Origin of the sequence: Empedobacter falsenii, assembly GCF_019308355.1 — a bacterium.
In the GTDB taxonomy this organism is placed as follows: domain Bacteria; phylum Bacteroidota; class Bacteroidia; order Flavobacteriales; family Weeksellaceae; genus Empedobacter; species Empedobacter falsenii_B.
In genome coordinates, this window is the sequence record NZ_JAAGKM010000007.1 from 1 (window position 1) to 14,557 (window position 14,557).

Consider the following 14,557-nt stretch of genomic DNA (forward strand, 5'->3'; position numbering starts at 1 on the left):
GTAGTACCTGTTTTTTACAACTTCGAATTTCCTATAGCTCCATTATTCAAGGATTGACTTCGTTTTATTCGGCTATTTTTTCTTCTGTATATTTTATAATTTCAAATGAACTTCTCATCTTAGCAAACCCTCTCGGTATTTGCGGTTGCAAAGGTAATACTTATTTTTTAACTAACAAATTTTATTTTGATAAATTTTAAAGTTTTTATTTCAATAAGTCAATTCTTACTTTCACTCCAAAAACCCCTTTCGGAATCGGATGGCAAAGATAATACTTATTTAGATTCTCGCAAATTTATTTTTAAATAATTTTTGTCGCTACTAAGTCCTTATGTCAACTACAATACTACTCGTCTTTCGTATTGCGGCTGCAAATATACGCCTGCATTATTTGTTTTTCCAAACATAATTTACATTTATTTTACATTCTTTCCTTAAGTCGCTGGTACAATGGAAAATATTTTTTGAGAATTTTAGATTTGAGATGTGAGATATTAGATTTTTGACGAGAAAACCCGTTTTTACAGCAGAAAATGATTAGACCTTTTGCTTTTCTTTTGTTCAAGAAAAGAAAAAGGGATACTTTTGAAGGAACTACTCGGGAGAAATTGCACAAAGCGAAACTCATTTATTCAATATAGTTAATACCCGTTGTGCATTTTAAATAATTTGAGTTTTTAGCTTATTAATATTTCGATTAAAGTATGTTTTATTAATGTACTGAACCACAGTAAGTGCAGTAATTTTAGCTAGAATTCTGGTTTTAAACCCCTCAAAAGTCTTTGTATAATTACGTCTAATCATAAATTAATCGCATAGTTGAGAAAATAAAGTTTCAATTCTTTTTCGGTACTTTTTGAAGAGATAAAACTGAGGTTTATACTCTTTTTGATTGGATCTTTTCGCTGTTTCTAATCAAATATTAGCTTCATTAAATAAGTCAATTTGAATTGTTTGTAACAAATAATCTCTGTCATCAAGTAGTATTCAATATGATAGTTGAGATTTTATATATTTCAAAAAATGAAAATCATGAACAGATGCAGGACTAATATCAATACTCTGGAAAACACCTATTAAAGAACAAACAGCATAAATTTTATAGCCTTAAAAAGACATTTGCTGAGAAGCACAAAAACCTCTATTTAGTACACTATACTGATATTCCTTTCAAATTTTTAAGCGATTAATTCTTGCTATTTTACACACTTCAAATGGTATACTATCAACGATAAAACAATTTTCAAATTCATTAAATTCTTTCGCTAATTTGAGTTGAATACTATTAATTTTCGCTGATAATCTCCCTTAAGTACTACGATTGTAAATACTTCGCTCAATTTTACACTTAGCACTATAGGAGGATTTCGAAATAAATGATTTTCACTATCAATACCCATAAATTGAGCTGTTAAAACATGATTTATAAATCAAAAAGTTTAGGTCTTCTACGTTGATAAATTAAAAGTGTATCTGTGGATATTTTTAGTAGAACTTCTAATATTCTTTCGCAATTCGAAAGTAAGTTGTTCATTGTAAATGTTTTGTACTTAAAACAATTTACTGATTTTCAATCAAATGAACAACTTTATTATTTAGTAATCAAAATGCACAACGGGTAAAACTAATATTTTTAATCATAATTTTGATTTAAGTTTTGTAAAAAATCAGCCATATCCTCAATTCGTAATTGCAGCTTACTCCCTACTTTAAGGCAGGATGAAGGCAACATAGTGGCAGTAGAGTGTATACAATACTTTTTTTGGACGGTTGAAAGTTGACAGCAATTCGTCTAAGTTCCCGATACTAAAATCAGAGATTTTCACTCGAACTGACGAAAAGTACAATTGTTTTTCAAGAGTTTTAATTTTGTTGACAGTTCGAGTTGAAAAAAAATGGTGAATCATTACACTCGAGTTTTGTATTTTCACTGTATGAAATGATTAGGCGGTGAATATTTGCTGAATCAAACAAATAGGCAGCGGCTACTTTTGGGTTATGGGCTCGGGAGAGGTTTCGAGAAGCGAAATAAATTAGTAACTAATCTATACTTTCATAATCTTTTTTATCGAGTTGATAATCAATAAACGATACTTTTCTGAGCTTCGCATTTCGTTTTGGAATAATAGGGTAACCTTTGGCTTCGGCAAATACTTTTGTGAATTTTGCGCCGAAATATAGAATTGTTGCAACATAATAAATCCACAACAAAAGAATAACCAACGAACCTGCCGATCCAAAAATGGTAGAATATTTGGAGTTTGCGATATAAATACCAATTAAATATTTTGCAATAAAGAATAGAATCGCCGTAAAAAACGCTCCTACAAAAGCTTGTTTTGCTTTGATACGTGCATCGGGAAGAATCTTGAAGAGAATATAAAATATCAAAATCGAGATTGAAATACTCAATGTATTATTAAGAAGAATAACTGTGGTCTTCGTCATAATGGTATCGAGTTCGAAAAGACTGAAAATTTCTTCTCCAAAACTCATTAATATACTATTTAATATTACTGTTGCTATTAAAACTATTCCTAATGAAAGGATAATCAAAAATGAAAGCCCTCTATTTATTACAAATTTCAACCAAGCTCTACGAGGAACTGCTTCGACACGCCAAATAAGATTGAGACTATCTTGCATATCGGTGAACATTGTTGTAGAACCAAAAATCAAAATTCCGATACCTATATATAAAGCAAGCGAACTATCTCCTGAAATGGTAGAATTTGTAACAAAATTTTGTACAGCTAAAGCGACATCTGGACCAACAATATTTTTAAGCTCATAAAACATTCGGTTTTCGATAGCATCTTTCTTAAAGAATAAACTTGCACTGGAAATTACAATCAGAATTAATGGTGAAAGTGAAAACAATGCGTAATAAGATAACGAAGCGCTCAATTTCATAATTCGGTCCTCACCAAATTCAACAATTGTCTGTTTTAAAATATTAAAGTAGAATTTTAGTTGCTTCATTAAATTAATTACTTTAGAGATTAAAGATACAAATTCATAAAATCTATAACAAAAAAAAGACCATTCGATGAATGGTCTTTAAAAAAATATATTAAATCTTAGCTTACACTAACATTGTAACAGGATTTTCGATGTACATTCTTAATGTTTGTAAGAATTGTGCACCTGTTGCTCCGTCTACTGTTCTGTGATCACAAGCTAAAGATAATTTCATTGTGTTACCAACTACAACTTGTCCGTCTTTTACAACTGGTTTTTGAATAATTGAACCAACTGATAGGATACAAGAGTTTGGTTGATTGATAATCGATGTGAATGATTCGATTCCAAACATACCTAAGTTTGAAACAGAGAATGTTGATTTTTCCATTTCATCTGCTTTTAATTTGCGATCTCTTGCACGACCTGCATAATCTTTGACCTCAGCAGAAATTTGAGCAAATGATTTTTGATCTGTATTTTTAACAACAGGAACCAATAAACCATCTTCTACAGCAACTGCCACACCGATATTGATATCTCCATGTTGAATAATTTCTGTATCTGTCCAAGTAGAATTAACAGCTGGATGTTTGCGTAAAGCCATTGCACATGCTTTCACAATCATATCGTTGAATGAAATTTTCGTATCAGGCACTGAGTTTAATTGTTTGCGCGCAGCAATCGCATTATCCATATCCAACTCTACATTTAAGTAATAATGAGGAGCTGTAAATTTAGATTCAGCCAAACGTTTAGCGATAACTTTTCTCATTTGAGAATTTGGAATCACTTTATCTTCTCCAGAAACAAAAGTTTGAGCTGGTTTAACTGATTCAGATTTTGCTTCCGCTTTTGGTTGAGCAGATGGTTGATAATTTTCGATATCTTTTTTCACGATACGTCCATTATCACCAGAACCTTTCACCTCTGCTAAATTAATTCCTTTATCTTTTGCAATTGTTTTTGCTAATGGCGATGCAAAAATACGATCAGAAGAAGAAGTTTCTTCAACCTTATTATTTACATCTAATTGTACAACTACTGGTTTTTCGTCATCAACAACTTCTGTAGAAACTGCTGGTGCAGCAACTTTACCTCCGTTTGCTACAATTGCAGAAACGTCAGTACCAGCTTCACCAATAATTGCTAAAACAGAATCTACTGGTGCAGGCTCGTTCACTTTAGCTCCTTGATATAATAAAACACCATCAAATTCTGATTCGAATTCTTGCACTGCTTTATCTGTTTCAATTTCTGCTAAAATATCACCTTCCGCAACTTGATCTCCAACATTTTTGTGCCAAACAACTACAGTTCCTTCTTCCATTGTATCAGAAAGACGAGGCATTGTAATTACTTCCACATTTGCAGGAATTTCTGCAACAGGTTTTGCTTCTTCTGTTTTTGTTTCGCTGGGAGTTGATTTTTCTTCTTTAACTTCAGTCGTAACTTTTGCTCCACCCCCGATTAAACCTGAAATATCTTCTCCTTCATTTCCGATGATTGCTAAAACTTCATCAACATTTGTTGACACTCCTTCTGCAACACCTTGATATAATAATACTCCATCAAATTCTGATTCGAATTCTTGGATTGCTTTATCTGTTTCGATTTCTGCTAAGATATCACCCTCAGCAATTTTATCTCCTACATTTTTGTGCCATTTTACAACAGTTCCTTCTTCCATTGTATCGCTTAAGCGAGGCATTGTAATAATTTCTGCCATGGTTTTTAGTTGTTTTCGATTTTATCTAAGAATGGATAATTTTCTTCTGAATAGATATAATCATACATTACGTGTTCTTCTGGATAGTTAGAGTTTTCTGCAAATTCTGCACATTCTTCTACCATCACTTTTACTTCATCAATAATTGCATCTAATTGTTCTTTAGTTGCCCAATTGTTTACTAAGATATGATTCTCAACATTCAAGATTGGATCTTCTTGTTTGTACTCTTCCACCTCTTCTTTTGTACGATAAGGCTCAGCATCAGACATAGAGTGACCTCTATAACGATATGTACGTACATCTAAGAAAGTTGGTCCATCTCCACGACGCGCTCTTTCAATAGCTTCGTAAGCTGCTTCTGCAACTTTTACAGGATCCATACCATCTACAGGCATACAAGGCATTTCGTATCCTAAACCTAATTTCCAAATATCTTCGTGGTTAGCAGTACGAGAAACAGAAGTTCCCATAGCGTATTGATTGTTTTCGCAAACAAAAACAACTGGTAATTTCCAGTTCATCGCCATGTTAAATGTTTCATGTAATGTACCTTGACGAGTTGCGCCATCTCCCATTAAACAGATTGTAACACCATCGCGATTAAAGAATTTATCACCAAAAGCGATTCCTGCTCCTAATGGAATTTGCCCACCAACGATTCCGTGTCCACCATAAAAATTATGCTCTTTACTGAAAACGTGCATAGATCCTCCTAAACCATGAGAAGTTCCTGTTTCTTTACCACATAATTCAGCCAAAATACGTTTTGGGTCTACACCCAAAGCCATAGGCCAAACGTGACAACGATAAGCAGTAATCACATGATCTACACCAGGTTTCATTGCATGAATAAAACCGGCTGGTAAAGCTTCTTGACCATTGTATAAATGTAAGAAACCTCTAATTTTTTGCTTTAAATATAATGAACGACACTTATCTTCGAAGCGACGCCAAAAAGTCATATCACGATACCATTGTAGGTACGTTTCTTGCGTTAATTTTTCCATAATTGCACAATTCCGTTGGAACAAATTTAAACTAATCTATTTAGTGTACAAAATTGCTACCCTAAAAATTCGTCAGTAAAATGTAATGGAAGCAAATCTTTAGCAGAATTTATCACCAAAACATCACCTTCTTTTCCAGATAAAATAATTTCGATTGGTTGCGATTGTTTCTTTTCAATCTCTAAAATATATTGTCGACACATCCCGCATGGAGGCAATGGATAATTGACATTTGGCGTAGAAACAGCCAATTTTTCAATCTTAATATTTGGGAAGTTTGCATTTACATAAGCCAATAAACCTCTTTCGGCACAAGTTCCGACTGGATACGAAGCATTTTCTTGATTTGAACTCGAAAAAATTTCTCCATTTTCTAATTGAACAGATGCACCAACATTGAAATTAGAATAAGGCGCATATGCATTCAACGAAATATCATAAGCCTCTTCTACTACTTTTTTTTGTTCTGCTGCAAGCTCAGATTTACTCTCGAATCGTTCAAATTCAAAAGAATATTTTTCTTTTTTCATATAGAATTTACACCAAAGTGTATTATTTAATTAATTATTAAATACTTAAATCCTCTCAGCTATTTTATTCAATAGAAAAAGGAAGTAAATTTATAAAAAAATATTTTATGTTAGTGAAAATTTTTGCAAGTGCTATTTTCGGAGTTTCCGCAAAAACAATTATTGTGGAAGTTAATATTGATCAAGGTGTCGGGTATCATTTGGTTGGTTTGCCCGATAGCGCAATAAAAGAAAGTAATTTTAGGATAAATGCTGCACTAAAAAATTCTAATTTGAAATTACCTGGTAAAAAAATCACGATTAATATGGCGCCAGCAGATTTACAAAAAGAAGGTTCTGCCTATGATTTACCAATCGCAATTGGAATTTTAGCAGCTTCGGAGCAAGTAAATTCTGAACAACTCCATAAATTTATAATGATGGGCGAATTATCGCTAGATGGTTCACTTCGACCTATAAAAGGTGCATTGCCGATTGCAATACAAGCAAAAGAAGAAGGTTTCGAAGGAATTATTTTACCCAAACAAAATGCAGACGAAGCAGCTGTTGTAGAAGGAATCGATGTTTTTGCGGTTAATAACATCAGAGAAGTTGTTGATTATTTTAACGAAGAAATCATTTTACAACCTCATCAAGTTAATTTAGATGATTATTTTTTTAGTGAAATGAATAATTATCCTTTCGATTTTGCTGATGTAAAAGGTCAAGAAAATGTAAAACGTGCGATGGAAATCGCTGCTGCAGGAGGACATAACATTATTTTGATCGGTCCTCCAGGAAGTGGAAAAACAATGTTAGCCAAACGAATTGCTTCAATTCTTCCGAAAATGACCGTACAAGAAGCGCTCGAAACAACAAAAATTCATAGCGTTGCTGGAAAATTATCTAACAAATCATTAATTGTAAGTCGTCCTTTTTCTAGTCCACATCATTCTATATCGGATGTCGCCTTAGTCGGCGGTGGTTCTTATCCACAACCTGGAGAAATTTCTTTGGCGCATAATGGTGTTTTGTTTTTGGATGAATTACCCGAATTTAAGCGAACTGTTTTAGAAGTTATGCGTCAACCTTTGGAAGATCGAGAAGTCACAATTTCGAGGGCAAAATTCACTGTGAATTATCCTGCGAGTTTTATGTTAGTAGCTTCTATGAATCCAAGTCCGAGCGGTTATTTTATGGATGATCCAAACAACACTTCCTCTTTAGCGGAAATGCAACGTTATATGAATAAAATTTCTGGACCACTTTTGGACCGAATTGATTTACATATCGAAGTGAATCCTGTTCCGTTTGATGATTTGTCGCAAGAACGTCGTGGCGAAAAAAGTGCTGTGATTCGTGAACGTGTCATTAATGCAAGAAATATCCAGACCAAACGATTTGAAAATACAAAAGTCCATTACAACTCGCAAATGGGACCAAAAGAGTTGGATACTTTTTGTGATTTAGATGATCATTCGAAGCATTTAATCAAAGTTGTTATGGAAAAATTAAATCTTTCTGCTCGTGCGTATGATCGAATTATTAGGGTTGGACGAACAATTGCAGATTTAGATAATTCTGAAACTATTCTTTCAAAACATATTAGTGAAGCTATTCAGTATAGAAGTTTGGATCGAAATCAGTGGATGTGAGTTTAATTATTAATGATGAATGATGAATGATGAATTATGCGTTATGCAAAAAAAAGGAATCTCTTTCAAGATTCCTTTTCCATTTACTAAAATTCAAATTCACCAACCAAAATTCCTTCGCCGCCAGAATTTGGCTTGTTATTCTGGAAAGTAATCATTTTCTTCACTTGTTTTCCTGAGCTATACATCAAGTAAATCTCTGCCGAAATAGTTGTTGGCCCTGAAATACTCATTTGTCTTTCTCCGAAAAAATTCGTTTCTATTTTATATTTTCCTTTGATCGCTTTTTTTAACATAAATTGTTCTGGTCCGAAACCTTGCGTCACATCCTCACTCATTCGTCCACCAATCGCAGTTGTACGATGTCCGTAAAAACATTTCTCGCCATTTGGATCCGTCACCCACAAATCAATATCGGTCATATCTTTATTCCAATTCATCACCACACGAATATCAACCGGAATATCAACAATGATATCTTTATTAATTTTCGATAAATTCAATTCTTTTCGATGAAGCGAAATCAAATTATTAACTTCAGGAACAATAATCTCCGTAATATCTCGATCACGATTGGCAATTTCTACTGAATAATCATTCGTTAATACTTTATACAGATATTCTAAAGCCGATTGATATTGCTCATTATCTTGTAACGCCAACGCATAATCTCGATAACTTTGCGCATCAAAAGGTCGCCAATCTAATACTTTTTTCGTAATAAATAATTCGGTTTGATATTCCTCAATTTCTTTCAATTTGTATGCTAACATTTTATACAATTCGGCATCTTCCAATCCTAAATCTGCAATCGAGCTTAAAATTTTAAGACCAGTTTCTCTTTCCTTTTTCTGAAAGAAAAATGTTGCCACATCAAAATAATACGCAGGTGTTTCGGCATAATCTTTTCTCAAATCTAAATAAGTTTGATATGGATTTTTAGATGCTTCTATCAACTTCATATATTCTTTATCCGATTTTACATTAACTATTTTAATTTCTGGAACCGAAGCTGATGATACATCCTTCATTTTTTTATCTGTAACAAGCATATTTGCACTACTCGCTCTACTTTCTCTTCTAGTTGTTCCATATGCTGTAACAGAAACAGCTTGTATATCTGCAGAAACTTCTCTTTCTTCAATTGCAATCCCTTCCGCTCTTCCTTCTAATGCAACTGAAACTAAAACAGAATCCCCAACAGGTTTTGGATATTTTGGTTTTATATATTTAAAATCTTTCTTCCACCATTCTTTCAATTCCTTTGCTTTCGCAATTGCATTTTTCAACAAATCAGCTTTTCGAGTTTCATTTTGTTCAAAACCTTGTTTCGATAATTTATTAAATTCACTTTGCAATTCCGCTGGTGGATTGATTTTATACTTTACATAATCCGAAACATTTTCCAAAACAATCAAACTTGTGTTCGAAGTTACGATAGAAAATTGTTTTCCAATTTCTTCAATTTCTGTTTTATGTTGTTCTAGATTCAATTCCAAATAATTCACTTTACTTTGCGCCCAAATTTTACTAATTTCAAGATTTTGAGTTGCTTTACTCAAATCCAATTCTTTATTGAATTCCACTTTTCCGTTTCGTCCAAACATCATCATTAATTTTGCATTTGGATATTGAGAAATTCCCGAAATCGAAATTCCATTGTTCACATCATTTGTCGAAATTGGGTAAACTTCTCCCGCTGTATTATTGATAATTCCTAAGAATTGAACCGAACTTTCGTTGATTTGTTTGAACGCATTTTCTACAGAATTTTCATTTAGATTGATAAATTTTCCTCCAACTTTTTGCGCAATCATTTTCAAAACGCCATAATTAGAAGTCGGCGAAGATGCAATTGTATAAAAAGGTTTATCTATATTAAAAATATTCGAGCCAAAAGACGAAATTCCATCCGAAAACAATAAATATTCGTCTGCTTTCAGACTTGCTGGAAGAATTTTCGCATAATTTGTTCCTCCATCATACGTCACATTTTCCAAATATTTTTTCAATTCTGACCAATCACCATTTTTAATTTGAAAAAATCTCGATTTTTCCAAAGAAAAATTCAATAACGAAACTTCAATATTTAGATTTTTTTGTTGAGAAATAATTTTATCTAAAAATTCTAACTCTTTTTGATGATTTCGTTTCAAACCACTCAACGAATTATCCCAGATAATTCCAATATTTTTTGACCAAACTTTTGGTTGAGATTTTGCATCAACCAATAAATTCGCATAAAAATAAACCGAACCATCTACATTTTTCTGAACAAAAGATTCTACATTATTCGGCGATTTCGGAAGATTAATAATCAATGATTTTTTAGGTGTAAAATCTGTTTTCGACAAATTTGCTTCATATATATTACTATTTTCCGAAAAATTGAACGAACCATCTGGCGTTTCAATCAATTGTGGTTTTCCAGCAGCATTGTACACTTTTGTTGTCAAATTAAACTTCGCAATTTTTTTCGAAGAATCTAACGGCAAATGATATTGATACGACGATTTATCCAATTTTAATTCTTGGTAATACGATAACTGAATCGTACGTGAACCTTTTGCTGGAATCGGAGAAATACGAGTTCGAAAATTATTTCCTTCTACTTTTTCGATGATTCCAGGGTCGATATTTTGCTTCTGAATACTTTCGAAAACCTCAACCGCACGCACTTTTGTAACAGGAACTGCATTTCGCAATTTTCCATTAATATCAATTGCATATCCACTAACAGTCGTGTTTTCGGGCAAAGGGAAAACTAAATTCCCTTCAAGATTTCGACTTGATGAATTTGTAAAAACTAAAGTTGTTGTCGTTTTGGCCAAATTTCCAAAAATCTCAACTTGCACATCCATCGATTGCAAACTCACAGAATTTTCGTCTGGGCGTTCACCAATTTCGATACGCGGAAATCCGATTCGAATATCTTGCGCATTTATTTTTGTAGAAAAAAACATTCCAACAAAAACAAAGAAAAAAGAAAATAACTTTTTCATATTGTTTGATTTGTAAGTTAGATGCAACAAATTACAAAAAGGTTGGTTGATGTGAAAAAGTTTTAAGTGTTGAGTTGTTAGTTATAAGTTTATTTCAGATTTCCCCTTTTGTCAGAATCACATTTACTTGATTCGCATTATCAAAATTATCTTTCTGAACTTGATTTTAGAATCGAATATTTTTTTACAAAATCAGAAATAAATCATTATATTTGATTGAATTACAATTTATAATAAAATGAAAAATATATTATATATAACGGGATTAGTTTTAATATTAACTTCAATTTTATTAGTCTTAGAGTTTTCTGATTCTAATAGAATGAGTTTAATCGCAGGAATGATTTTGCCAATAGGATTAGCGTTTAACATTTTAGGTTTTACTTTAAAAACTAATCCGCTAAAAGAATAATTTAATATTCTGCCATAAATATTAAATCGAAAAGCCAATTGCTTTTAGAAACAATTGGCTTTTTGATTTACTTTTTTATATCTATTTTCTCTCGCTCTTTGTCTTCGCTCACTTTGTAAGCTTTCAAGACTTCACGAACAATTTTGTGTCGAACAACATCTTTATCATCCAAATAAATAAATCCGATATCTTTTACATCTTTCAATATATTAATCGCTTCACGTAAACCAGATTTTTGTTTTGGTGGTAAATCGACCTGACCTGGATCTCCTGTGATAATAAATTTAGAATTTTTTCCCATACGCGTCAAAAACATTTTCATCTGAGCATAGGTTGTGTTTTGTGCTTCATCAAGAATTACAAAAGCTCCGTCCAATGTTCGACCACGCATAAATGCTAAAGGCGCTACTTCTATCACTCCTTTTTCGGTATAAGACGAAAGTTTCTCGAACGGAATCATATCTTTCAACGCATCATACAAAGGTTGTAAATATGGATCTAATTTATCTTTCATATCACCTGGTAAAAAACCTAAATTCTCGCCAGCTTCTACGGCAGGACGTGTCATAATAATTCGGCGAACTTCTTTGTTCTTTAACGCTTGTACCGCCAACGCAACAGCAGTATAAGTTTTTCCCGTTCCAGCAGGCCCAATTGCAAACACCATGTCTTTGTTGTAAACAGTTTGTACCAGCTTTTGTTGATTAGGCGTTTGAGGTTTGATGATTTTACCATTTACACCGTGTACAATAATTTCGTCTTCTTTTTTTATTTGAAGCATTTCATTATTATCTTCGGTCATAATGATTTCGAGTTCGCGATCAGATAGTCGATTGTATTTGTGAATATGCTGAATTACTCGTTGCATTTTTTGGTCAAATACTTTCAGAACATCTTCATTTCCAAATACTGTTAACTCTCTTCCGCGAGCAACAATCTTTAATTTTGGATAATATTCTTTGATTCTTTTTAGATGTTCATTATTAGCACCATAAAAATCTTGAGCATTAATTTCGGCTAATTCAATATTAATTTCTGTCAAATGAGATTGTTTTTTTGGTTCACTTACACAAAAATAAAGAATAATAAACAATATATTTGCTAATTATTAGAGAATAGTGGCAATTATTACATTAACATCGGATTTTGGAGTCAAAGATTACTTTGTTTCTAGCGTTAAAGGCGCAATTCTAAAAGAATTGGCCGATGTTACAATTGTAGATATTTCGCATCATGTTAATCCCTATGATTTATCTGAAGCTGCCTATATCATTCGTAATTCTTACGAAGAATTTCCCGACGGAACTATACATATTATTGGAATTAATGCCTTAAGTACGCCTTATCAGAAGCCGATTTGTGCATTAATCAATCATCATTATTTTATTTGTGCAGATAATGGAATTTTATCCTTGATTTGCCAAAAAAATCAACCAGAAGAAATTTACGAAATCACTGCTTATCCAGAAGGAATAGACAGTTTATTTCCAATGAAAAATTGTTTTGTACCAGTTGCATGTCACTTGGCGCGCGGCGGAGTTCCTGCTCTTTTAGGGAACAAACGTACCGAAATGAAGCAATTGAATGAGTTGAAACCAATTTATCGTGATGATAAATATATCATAGGAAATGTGATTTATATTGATCATTTTGGAAATGTTGTGAGTAATATTTCGAAAGATTTTTTCGATGAAATTGCACAAGACAGAAAATATAAAATTTTGCTTCGTCAGAAAGATTTCTCGATGACCGATATTACTGTTATTTATGAGCATTACAACGAAGTTGTACAAGATTTTAACAAAGAAGTGCAAGCTTTTGGACGAACATTGTGTTTGTTTAATTCGGCAGGATTTTTAGAAGTTACTTTATACAAGAGTAATCCAACAATATCAGGAGGTGCAAATCAGTTAATGGGATTAAAGAAAAACGATACAATTACAATTGAATTTGAAAATTAACGCTGAGAAAATTTAGTATTAGAGAGTTTACAATAACTATATGACTTATAATTATTTAATATACAAAGCAATACACGTTATCTTTGTGGTAAGTTACTTTGCTGGTTTATTTTACATTGTTCGTTTGATGATTTATCATACAGAAACACAACAAATGGAAGAACCAAAAAAATCAATTTTGCAGGATCAATATACCTACATGGAGAAAAAATTATGGAATGTAATTACCGCTCCTGCTTTGGTTATTTTGATCACAATGGGATTGAATATGCTTTACAAAAATCAAGGTTTGCTGTATATGCCTTGGATGAAAAGTAAATTGGGGATGATAAGTGTTTTATTAATTTATCATTTTTGGTGCTGGCGAACGTTGAAACAAATCCAAAATAAAGTTTTCAAATACACTTCTGTTCAACTGCGAATGATGAATGAATTGGCAACAATTTTATTATTTGTTATCGTGTTTGCTGTGATTCAAAAAACAGATTTTGGTCGAGATTGGTATTGGTCAATTGTCAGTTTCTTTGGTTGTGGTATACTACTTATGCTTATTGTGCGTTTAATTAATCGTAATAATAAAAAATAACATGTGGACAATCTTCAAAAAAGAGTTTTCCAATTTTTATTTAGGCTTCAACGCTTATTTAGCAACCGCAACATTTGTTATCGTTTCGGTTTTGTTCCTTTGGTTTTTTGATAACGAATTCAATGTTTTCAATACTGGAAATGCTTCTTTAAGTAGTTTTTTCTTTGTTGGACCTTGGATTTTTCTATTCATGATTCCAGCTTTAACGATGAAATTAATCGCGGAAGAGCAAGCAAATGGCACATTATTGTGGTTATTCACACTACCTATAAAAAATAACCAAATTATTTGGGGCAAATATTTAGCAGTCGTTTCAGTTGTCGTTTTTTGTCTGCTTTCAACTTTCTTGTTCACGATTACGTTGCAAGAATTTTTGATGCCCGAACAAGAATTAGATTACGGAACAATTTTTTCTGGTTATTTAGGACTTTTCTTTCTAGGAAGTTTATTCGCCGCAATTGGTTTATTTACTTCATCTATTACCAAAAATCAAGTAATGGCTTATGTTTTGGCGGTTTTCTTTTGCTTCATTATTTTTTATGGATTCGAAAGTTTAGCGTCATATAATTTACTTGGTTCGATGGATTTCTATGTTCAAAAAATTGGAAGTTTTACACATTACAACCAGTTTTTGAAAGGAATTATTGACACACGAGATTTACTTTACTTTTTGATTTTGATTGGAATCTTGAATCAAATTTCAATTGTTAATCTTGAAAATAAAAAATAGTG

At 32.3% G+C, this 14,557-nt stretch carries 11 protein-coding genes and 1 pseudogene; 5 read left to right on the plus strand and 7 right to left on the minus strand.

The window, feature by feature from the left end:
- Positions 1 to 660: 660 nt before the first annotated feature.
- The 5 genes and pseudogenes from G0Q09_RS04685 to G0Q09_RS04705 form a co-directional block, all read right to left on the minus strand.
- A pseudogene (locus G0Q09_RS04685) lies at positions 661 to 1,534 on the minus strand (IS982 family transposase).
- 506 nt (positions 1,535 to 2,040) lie between these two features.
- A complete protein-coding gene (locus G0Q09_RS04690; protein ID WP_219034138.1) occupies positions 2,041 to 2,982 on the minus strand; it encodes a YihY/virulence factor BrkB family protein in 942 nt (313 codons plus the stop codon).
- Between the two features lie 103 nt (positions 2,983 to 3,085).
- Positions 3,086 to 4,690 (minus strand): dihydrolipoyl dehydrogenase family protein, encoded by a 1,605-nt coding sequence (locus G0Q09_RS04695; protein ID WP_125349668.1) that lies wholly within the window; start codon positions 4,688 to 4,690, stop codon positions 3,086 to 3,088.
- 5 nt (positions 4,691 to 4,695) lie between these two features.
- Positions 4,696 to 5,700, minus strand: coding sequence for a pyruvate dehydrogenase (acetyl-transferring) E1 component subunit alpha (gene pdhA / locus G0Q09_RS04700; RefSeq protein WP_125349669.1), 1,005 nt, complete (start codon positions 5,698 to 5,700; stop codon positions 4,696 to 4,698).
- A gap of 56 nt (positions 5,701 to 5,756) precedes the next feature.
- On the minus strand, positions 5,757 to 6,230 hold the full coding sequence (locus tag G0Q09_RS04705; protein ID WP_038337075.1) for a cytidine deaminase: 474 nt from the start codon (positions 6,228 to 6,230) through the stop codon (positions 5,757 to 5,759).
- A 107-nt stretch (positions 6,231 to 6,337) separates the two neighbouring features.
- Between G0Q09_RS04705 and G0Q09_RS04710 the strand changes: the two genes are divergently transcribed.
- Positions 6,338 to 7,864 carry a YifB family Mg chelatase-like AAA ATPase gene (locus G0Q09_RS04710; protein WP_114999055.1) on the plus strand — a complete coding sequence of 509 codons (1,527 nt, stop codon included), beginning with the start codon at positions 6,338 to 6,340 and terminating at the stop codon, positions 7,862 to 7,864.
- Between the two features lie 86 nt (positions 7,865 to 7,950).
- Here the strand turns inward: G0Q09_RS04710 and G0Q09_RS04715 are convergent, their stop codons facing one another.
- Positions 7,951 to 10,866 carry a DUF2135 domain-containing protein gene (locus tag G0Q09_RS04715; protein WP_219034139.1) on the minus strand — a complete coding sequence of 972 codons (2,916 nt, stop codon included), beginning with the start codon at positions 10,864 to 10,866 and terminating at the stop codon, positions 7,951 to 7,953.
- Between the two features lie 238 nt (positions 10,867 to 11,104).
- Here G0Q09_RS04715 and G0Q09_RS04720 point away from each other — a divergent pair, with 238 nt between their 5' ends.
- Complete coding sequence (locus G0Q09_RS04720) at positions 11,105 to 11,278, plus strand: hypothetical protein (RefSeq protein ID WP_219034140.1); 174 nt, start codon at positions 11,105 to 11,107, stop codon at positions 11,276 to 11,278.
- A 67-nt stretch (positions 11,279 to 11,345) separates the two neighbouring features.
- On the opposite strand, the gene G0Q09_RS04725 is transcribed toward G0Q09_RS04720, so the two are convergent.
- Positions 11,346 to 12,320 (minus strand): PhoH family protein, encoded by a 975-nt coding sequence (locus tag G0Q09_RS04725; RefSeq protein ID WP_115001971.1) that lies wholly within the window; start codon positions 12,318 to 12,320, stop codon positions 11,346 to 11,348.
- A gap of 76 nt (positions 12,321 to 12,396) precedes the next feature.
- Here G0Q09_RS04725 and G0Q09_RS15180 point away from each other — a divergent pair, with 76 nt between their 5' ends.
- From G0Q09_RS15180 to G0Q09_RS04740, 3 genes are read left to right on the plus strand one after another with little or no spacing between them, the layout of a single operon-like run.
- Positions 12,397 to 13,239, plus strand: coding sequence for an SAM hydrolase/SAM-dependent halogenase family protein (locus G0Q09_RS15180; RefSeq protein ID WP_114999051.1), 843 nt, complete (start codon positions 12,397 to 12,399; stop codon positions 13,237 to 13,239).
- A gap of 40 nt (positions 13,240 to 13,279) precedes the next feature.
- Positions 13,280 to 13,825: a CopD family protein gene (locus G0Q09_RS04735; RefSeq protein ID WP_125349671.1), complete on the plus strand. Its 546-nt coding sequence runs from the start codon at positions 13,280 to 13,282 to the stop codon at positions 13,823 to 13,825.
- A 1-nt stretch (position 13,826) separates the two neighbouring features.
- Positions 13,827 to 14,555 (plus strand): ABC transporter permease subunit, encoded by a 729-nt coding sequence (locus G0Q09_RS04740; RefSeq protein WP_219034141.1) that lies wholly within the window; start codon positions 13,827 to 13,829, stop codon positions 14,553 to 14,555.
- The last annotated feature ends 2 nt before the right edge of the window (positions 14,556 to 14,557 follow it).